Source organism: uncultured Tyzzerella sp., assembly GCF_963558545.1.
In the GTDB taxonomy this organism is placed as follows: Bacteria; Bacillota; Clostridia; order Lachnospirales; family CAG-274; genus Tyzzerella.
Genome location: NZ_CAUWHO010000064.1, coordinates 1 through 8,640, shown reverse-complemented (window position 1 = coordinate 8,640; position 8,640 = coordinate 1). Strand labels below are relative to the sequence as shown.

The window sequence follows — 8,640 nt, the reverse complement described above, 5'->3', positions numbered from 1 at the left end:
GGATAGGATTAAAGTTAAATTTTTCTAATATATCTTTAAATGAAATTAAAAAAAACGTAAATTTAATAAATAAAATATATAATATAGAAAATAATAATGTATATTTTTCTTTGTGTTATAATATAAATGAAAATGGTTTAACTAATAAAATAAGCTTTATAGATAAAGGAAAGTTAATTGAATTTTATCAATTGACATAATATTGTTTTATTGATAAAATTATTAAAATAAATATTATATTTAAAATTGTAAAAGGTGTGGTGATTTTATGAAAAGAGAAAATTGTTGGAAAGGTTATGACGAAAAACAACTAGAAGAACTTGAAAAAATTAATTCTAAATATAGAGAAATGCTTGATGCTGGTAAAACAGAAAGGGAATGTGTAGACCTTACTGTAGATTTAGCTAAAAAGGTAGGATATAAAGATTTAAAAGATATAATAAAAGATAACGGGTCTTTAAAAACAGGTGATAAAGTATATGCTGTATGTATGAATAAAGCCATTGTTTTATACCAAATAGGTGAGGAAGATATAGAAAATGGTATGAACATACTAGGTGCACATATAGACTCGCCTCGTATAGATGTTAAGCAAAATCCATTATATGAAGATAGTGAACTTGCATTTTTAGATACACATTATTATGGTGGTATTAAAAAATACCAATGGGTAGCTATGCCTCTTGCATTACACGGTGTTATTATTAAAAAAGACGGTACAAAAGTTACTATAAATATTGGTGAAAAAGATGAGGACCCTGTTTTTGTTATTACAGATTTATTGGCACACCTTTCAAGAGAACAAATGGATAAAACTGCTAGATTGGTTGTAGAGGGGGAAAATTTGGACCTTTTAATAGCAAATAAGCCTTTAAAAAGTGAAGAAAAAGATGCTGTAAAAGCCAATGTTTTAAAACTTTTAAAGGATACTTATAACATAGAAGAAGAAGACTTTTTATCGGCAGAATTAGAAATTGTACCAGCTGGTAAAGCTAGAGAATGTGGTATAGATAAAAGTATGATAATGGCATATGGACAAGATGATAGAGTGTGTGCATTTACATCTTTAATGGCTATGCTTGAAGATAAGCCAGTTAAAAGAACTACTTGTTGTATATTAGTAGATAAAGAAGAAATAGGTAGTGTTGGAGCTACTGGTATGCAGGGTAGATTTTTTGAAAATAGCTTAGCAGAGCTTATGGATAGAATGGGACAATATTCTAGCTTAAAGCTTAGACGCACATTAGAAAATTCTAAAATGTTATCTTCAGATGTTAGTGCAGCTTATGACCCATTATATGGAAGTGCTTATGAAAAGAAAAACTCTGCATATTTTGCAAAAGGTCTTGTATTTAATAAATTTACAGGTTCTGGTGGGAAAGGTGGCTCTAATGATGCTAATCCAGAATATATTGCACACTTAAGAAATATTATGGAAAAAAATAATGTTACTTTCCAAACAGCAGAGCTTGGTAAAGTAGACCTTGGTGGTGGTGGCACAATAGCTTATATACTTGCAAATTATGGAATGCAAGTAATAGATAGTGGTGTAGCTGTTTTATGTATGCACGCACCTTGGGAAATAACAAGTAAAGCAGATATATATGAAGCTTTTAAAGGATATAGAGTATTTTTAGACGAAGCTTAAAATATAAAATCAATTTTTTGAATATGTTGTATTTAAAAACAGGATATTCCTATTAATTTTTACTAATAAAAATTAATAAAAACACCCGTATATAATTTTTCCTTTAAAAATATAAGTCATATCTTAATTGTATTATAAAATAAAAAAGTATAGACTAAGTCTATACTTTTTTATTTTATAATATTTGCCCAATTTTTAAATATATCATTAATATAATATGAAAAAGTTTTCTTATCAACATCTTCTTTAGTTAATATATTAGTTTGTGCTACTAGTGTATCATTTATATATATATTGGCTACACCAACTTTTTCATCTTTTTTGATAGGAGCATCTAAAGATTTTATATAGTCAAGTTTTACAGAGATTTTTTCCTTTTCATCTTTATTAGATATAGGTAATACTATATCGTTTTCATAATATAAAGGCATAGTGTCTTTTTCTCCTTTTATTATTGATATAGTATCTAAACAATCATTTTTAGAGAGTATATTTTCATAGGAAAAATTTTTAAAGCCATAGTTTAATAAAGTTTTAGTATCTATCCATTTTTGTCTTTTGCCTTTTTCTCCCCAACCACTAGCTAAAACAACTGATATAAGTGTCATATCATTTTGTGTAGCAGAGCCTACGAAACAATGTCCAGCCTTACCAGTATATCCAGTTTTAACACCATTAGCACCTTCAAATTCGGATAATAGTCTATTTTTATTTATTATATCATAGCTAGATACATTTGTTTTAAATGATACTTGCTTTGTATTAATAATATCCATAAACTGCTTATTACTAAGAGCATATCTAGCTATTATAGCCATATCATAGGCAGTAGAATGATGGTCTAAGTAGTCTAACCCATTAGGTGTTCTAAAAACAGTATCTTTTGCACCTATTTCTTTTGCCTTTTTAGTCATATTGTCGCAAAATGTTTCTACATCTTTATATATATGCTCAGCTATTGCCACAGCAGCATCGTTAGAAGATTGCAACATTAATGCATATAATAAATCTTTTAATTTTATTTCTTCATTTTCTTTTAAGTGCATTTTTACAGGAGGTGCTTTTGTAGCATTTTTGCTAACTTTTACTATATCTTCTAAATTACCATTTTCTATAGCTAATATAGCTGTCATTATTTTTGTTGTACTAGCCATAGCAAGAGGTTCTTTTTCATTTTTACAATAAAGTATACGCCCTGTTTTGTAATCCATTAATATGGCACTTTGGGCATCAACATTAATTTCTATATCATTTGCAAAAGCTATATTAGTAGACAAAATAAAAAAAACTAAGAAAAATATTACAAATTTTTTCATTTTATTAACTCCTTTAATAAATTTATAATATTATTTTTCCCAGTTTTTATATAATTATTTATTTAGATAAGAAAAAATATCCTAAAACTAATATACCAAGTACTATTCTATAATATCCAAAAGCTTTAAAATCATTAGTTTTTATATAATTTACTAAAAATTTAATAGCAAATATAGAAACAATAAATGAAATAGCACAACCAACTAATAAAACTTGTATTTCTAGTGGAGTCCAGCTAAATCCAAATTTTAAAATTTTTAAAATACTAGCACCAAACATAACTGGTATAGCTAAAAAGAATGTAAACTCTGTAGCAACTATCCTAGATGTACCAATGAGCATAGCCCCTACTATTGTAGCACCAGAACGAGATGTACCAGGGATTAATGCTAATACTTGAAACAGACCAATCATAAAGGCAGTTTTGTAAGATAGAGCATTTAAAGTGTTTATTTTAAAGGATTTGTCTTTATGAGTATTTTCTATATATATAAATAATATACCATAAACAATTAACATAGCAGCAACTGTTTGATAGTTATAAAATAGAGCATCTAATTTATCATCAAATAAAAGTCCTATTATACCAGCAGGTATGCAGGCAAATATAACTTTAAACCAAAGGATAAAAGTTTGATGTTTTTGACTTTTAGTTTTACTAGGTGCAAAAGGATTTAGCTTGTTAAAATAAATAAATATAACGGCCAATATAGCACCAAGTTGTATAACAACAAAAAACATAGATTTAAAGTCATCACTTAAATTAAGCTGTAAAAACTCATCTACTAAAATCATATGCCCTGTACTACTAATAGGTAGCCATTCTGTTATACCCTCTACTATACCTAAAAATATAGCTTTTAAAATTTCAATTATATTTTGCATAATGTACCTCCCTAATACTACATAGAAATATTAAATATAAAAGTTTTATGAAATTAAATTATACAATAAATTTTACCATATTTCAAACATTTAATATATATTTTTAAATATGTATTGACAAACACAATTTATAAGTAAATAATATATATATACAATAAATAAATTAGTATAATAATTAACTTTAATAAAATATATTAGACGTAGGTGAAACTAATGAATAATAAAAATATAACAATGCCATTAATAGCTATTAAAGATATGGTTATTTTAAAAGGAGAAAGCTCTACATTAGATATATCAAAAAGAAAGTCTATAAATGCATTGGAAGTTGCATTAGAAGATGATAAACAGTTATTTTTAGTTTTAGAAAAAGAAGATAAAAAATTTAATAATATAGGAACAATAGTAAAAATAAAAAAACATAATGATATTATGCCATCTATAACAAGGGTAGTTGTAGAAGGTGTGGAAATTGCTAAAATAGAAGAAATAACACAAAATACACCATTTTTTAAAGTAAATTTATCTGTATTAGAAAATGAATATGATTTAACAGATGAAGAAGAAATGGCTTTTTTAGAAATTTTAAAAGATATGTTTGCAGGGTATGCAAGAGTAAAAAATAATTTTATGCCTGATATAATAATGGATATATTATCAACTGACAATATAAATGATTTATTTAAAACTTTATTAAATAATATTAATTTAGATATAGAGGATAAGCTATATATTTTAAATGAAATATCATTAAAAAATCAATTAGAATATTTTTTAAAATCACTTTCAAAAAAAATAAAAATATCTGAAATAGAGGCAGACATATTAAGCAAAACTAAAGTAAAAATAGACAAAACCCAAAAAGAATATTATTTAAGAGAGCAGTTAAAAACTATAAAAAAAGAGCTAGATAACGAGGAAAATAGTGATGCAGATGAGTATAGAAACTTATTAAATAAAAAAACTATACCTAGTTATGCTAAAGAAAAATTAGAAAAAGAAATAAATAGATTAGATAAAATATCAACTTCTTCACCAGAGTATATGGTGTGTAATGAGTATATAAATTTTGTAATAAATTTACCTTGGCAACAATCATCAGATATTAATAAAGATATATTAAATATAGAAGAACAGTTAGAAAAAGGACATTTTGGATTAGAAGATGTTAAAGAAAGAATAACAGAGCATATAGCAGTTATGCAAACATCTAAAAGTATTAATATTACTCCTATACTTTGTCTTTTAGGACCACCTGGTGTAGGGAAAACATCTATAGCCAAAAGTATAGCTAATGCTCTTAATATAAAATATACAAGAATATCTTTAGGTGGACTAAGAGATGAAGCAGAGATTAGAGGACATAGGAAAACATATATAGGTGCTATGGCTGGTAGAATAATAAAGGCTATAAATGATACAAAGACAGACAACCCTTTAATATTATTAGATGAGATAGATAAGATATCTACAGATTTTAGGGGGGACCCATCGGCAGCCTTGTTAGAAGTTTTAGATAAGGAACAAAATAAAGACTTTAAAGATAGTTATTTAGAAATACCATTTGATATATCTAAAGTGTTTTTTATATGTACTGCAAATGATATATCAAAAATACCAGCACCTTTAAGAGATAGATTAGAGATAATACAACTATCTAGCTATACAACAGAAGAGAAAGAAACGATAGCATCTAAATTTTTAATACCAAAGCAATTACAATGCCATAATTTATCTACATCAAATTTAAAAATAAGTAAGTCTATTATTAAAAAAATAATAACAGAATATACTAGAGAAACAGGTGTAAGGCAGTTAGAGAGAAACATAGCTAAATTATGTAGAAAAACTGTTAAACTAAGGTTAGAGGGTAATTATAAAAATATAACTATAACTAATAATAATATAAAAAATTTTTTAGGAGCACCTAAATATAAGAAAGAAACTTTACATAAAAAAGATATTGTAGGTTGTGTTAGAGGGCTTGCTTGGACAAGTGTTGGGGGTACAACACTAGATATAGAGGTAGCCATTATGGAAGGTAACGGCAAGGTATCTATAACAGGAAATATAGGAAAAGTGATGAATGAATCTGCACAAGCAGCTATTAGTTATATTAGAGCAAATTATAAAAAATATAATTTACCTAAAAACTTTTATAAAATAAACGATATACATATACATATACCAGAAGGGGCAACCCCAAAAGATGGGCCATCTGCTGGTATAACTATTACAGTTGCTATCATATCAGCTTTAACTAATAAAAAAGTTAATAAAAATGTTGCTATGACAGGTGAAATAACTTTAAGAGGAAATGTATTACCTATTGGTGGGCTTAAAGAAAAAATATTAGCAGCTAAAAGGATAGGTATAAAAACAGTTATTATACCAAAAGATAATGAGGTAGATATGGAAGAAATGCCAGATTACATTAAAAGTGATATAGAAATAATTTTAGCAAGTAATATAGAAACAGTTTTACAATATGCTATATTAAACTAAGGAGAATTTTTATGAATGTAAATAATGTAGAATTAACAGCAGTTTGTGGAAGAAAAGACCAATATCCAGATGCAGAGCTACCAGAGGTGGCTTTTGTAGGTAAATCTAATGTAGGTAAATCTTCTCTTATAAACTGTATGGTAAATAGAAAGTCTTTAGCTAGAACTAGCCAAAATCCAGGGAAAACTAGAACTATAAATTTTTATAATGTAGAGGATATAGTGCATTTTGTAGATTTACCAGGATATGGATATGCTAGGGCATCTAAAACGGAAGTTGCAAAATGGGGAAAAATGATAGAAGAATACCTTTTGGAAAGAAAGCAGTTAAAATCTATTATTTTACTTATAGATATAAGACACGAGCCTAGTGCTAATGATAAAATGATGTATGATTGGCTAAAACATTATGGATATAAAATAATAATAGTTACTACTAAAAGTGATAAGCTTAAAAGAAGCCAATTAAATAAGCATATTTCTATGATAAGTAAAGGACTTAATATTAGCAAAGAAGATATATTAATACCATTTTCTAGTCAAAATAAGGACGGTAGAGAAAGGCTTTGGGATATTATAAAAAATGTTATAGAATAGGGGGGTTATACTTTATGGGATATAAAAAAGATGATAAAGCTAAAAATAGCAATAATAAAACAGAAAATAATAAATCTAATAATATTAACAACAATAAAAAAAATAAATCTGGAAACAATATAATAGGTGTTTTATTTATTACTTTAGTAGTATTTATAATAATAGGGTTTTTGTCTGTTTCTATGGTTAAAACAGGAGATACCTCTGGATATTTTAATAAAAATGATAGAGTAGTAGCTAAGGGTATATATGATAAGATTATGAATATAACTGAAGAGGGATATCCTAAAACTCCTGAGCAGGTTGTTACTTTATATACAGAGGGATATAAGTTATTATATGGAAATAAAATAAAAGATTTATCTATAGTTCCAGGTATATTAGAAAAGCAAAGGATATTATTATCAGATGATTTAATAGCAAATAATGCTTTTGATGAACAGGTAGATATAGTTTTAGCCAATATTGAAAATTTAAAAAAAAATAAAGCAAAAGTAACAAGTATAAATGTTAATGAGTTTACATATGACAAAAGAGATAATACACTAGCATATGTAAAAGTTTCTAAAGAAGATAACTCTTTCCAAACATATTATTACGTTTATTACCTTAAGTTAGAAGGAGATAAATGGAAAATAACAGGTTGGTATAATGCAGATGAAAATTATAACATTATAAGTTAATATATATACAAAATAAGATAAGGTGTTTTATATACTTTGTCTTATTTTTTAAATTAAATAAAGGGAGAACTATGAAAAATTATATTAAAATTAAAAATATAAAAATAGGTGAGGGAGTACCTAAAATATGCGTACCTTTAATTGGTATGAATAAAGAAGAATTTTTGTGTAATGCAAAAAAATTAAAAGATAAAAAGTTAGATTTGGTAGAGGTTAGAATAGATTATTTAGATAAAGTTGAAGATTTAGATTGTGTAAAAGATTTAATAAAAAAAATAAGGAATATATTAAAAGAAATACCTATTATTTTTACATTTAGGACTATAAAAGAAGGTGGGAAAAAGGAAATAAGTTTACAATACTATAAAAAATTAAATATAGAAGTTGCTAAAAGTGGATATGTAGATTTAATAGATATAGAGCTTTTTATAGGAGATGATATAGTAAAACAAATAGTAGATAAAGCTCATAATGCTAATGTAAAAGTGATTATATCAAATCACGATTTTAGTAAAACTCCGGATAAAGAAGAAATAGTTAAAAGACTTTGTAAAATGCAAAATTTAAATGCAGATTTACCTAAAATAGCAGTTATGCCAAAATCTATAAAAGATGTTTTTACACTTATTTATGCAACATATATTATGGTTGATAAATACCCTAAAACACCAGTAATTACTATATCTATGTCTAAGATAGGTGCTATAACTAGAATAGCTGGAGAAACATTTGGCTCTGCCATAACATTTGGAGCTTTAGATGTTTCATCTGCTCCAGGACAAATAGATGTGGATAAATTATATAATATTTTAGAAATTTTACACAATGTTAAATAATTAGTATTAATATTTATAATTTTAAATATATATATTTTATAGCATATAATAAGGTGGATATAAAATGAAAAAGAGTGCATATTATAAAAAGTCTAAAATAGATTATAGATTATTAAAATATATATTATTTATTTTATTTTTATGTGTAATGTTAATATTTATTTTAAAAG

At 25.8% G+C, this 8,640-nt stretch carries 8 protein-coding genes; 6 read left to right on the top strand and 2 right to left on the bottom strand.

All coding sequences use genetic code 11. The features are described from left to right. A partial coding sequence (locus tag R5Z65_RS08945) for a hypothetical protein (protein ID WP_317368644.1) occupies positions 1–200 on the top strand: 200 nt, incomplete at its 5' end. Positions 201–268: 68 nt separating this feature from the next. Continuing rightward, positions 269–1,648, top strand: a complete 1,380-nt coding sequence (locus tag R5Z65_RS08940; protein WP_317368643.1) for an aminopeptidase — start codon at positions 269–271, stop codon at positions 1,646–1,648. Positions 1,649–1,818: 170 nt separating this feature from the next. Here R5Z65_RS08940 and R5Z65_RS08935 read toward each other — a convergent pair whose 3' ends face one another. Both R5Z65_RS08935 and R5Z65_RS08930 read right to left on the bottom strand, forming a co-directional pair. Further along, entirely contained in the window at positions 1,819–2,964 is a 1,146-nt protein-coding gene (locus R5Z65_RS08935) for a D-alanyl-D-alanine carboxypeptidase family protein (protein ID WP_317368642.1), read from the bottom strand. Positions 2,965–3,022: 58 nt separating this feature from the next. After that, on the bottom strand, positions 3,023–3,850 hold the full coding sequence (locus R5Z65_RS08930) for an undecaprenyl-diphosphate phosphatase (protein WP_317368641.1): 828 nt from the start codon (positions 3,848–3,850) through the stop codon (positions 3,023–3,025). Positions 3,851–4,063: 213 nt separating this feature from the next. Here R5Z65_RS08930 and lon point away from each other — a divergent pair, with 213 nt between their 5' ends. From lon to aroD, 4 genes are all read left to right on the top strand, one after another. After that, positions 4,064–6,355 carry an endopeptidase La gene (gene lon, locus R5Z65_RS08925; protein ID WP_317368640.1) on the top strand — a complete coding sequence of 764 codons (2,292 nt, stop codon included), beginning with the start codon at positions 4,064–4,066 and terminating at the stop codon, positions 6,353–6,355. A gap of 11 nt (positions 6,356–6,366) precedes the next feature. Then, a complete protein-coding gene (yihA, locus tag R5Z65_RS08920; RefSeq protein WP_317368638.1) occupies positions 6,367–6,951 on the top strand; it encodes a ribosome biogenesis GTP-binding protein YihA/YsxC in 585 nt (194 codons plus the stop codon). A 14-nt stretch (positions 6,952–6,965) separates the two neighbouring features. Then, entirely contained in the window at positions 6,966–7,634 is a 669-nt protein-coding gene (locus tag R5Z65_RS08915; RefSeq protein WP_317368637.1) for a DUF6715 family protein, read from the top strand. Between the two features lie 71 nt (positions 7,635–7,705). Continuing rightward, on the top strand, positions 7,706–8,470 hold the full coding sequence (aroD, locus tag R5Z65_RS08910) for a type I 3-dehydroquinate dehydratase (protein ID WP_317368635.1): 765 nt from the start codon (positions 7,706–7,708) through the stop codon (positions 8,468–8,470). The last annotated feature ends 170 nt before the right edge of the window (positions 8,471–8,640 follow it).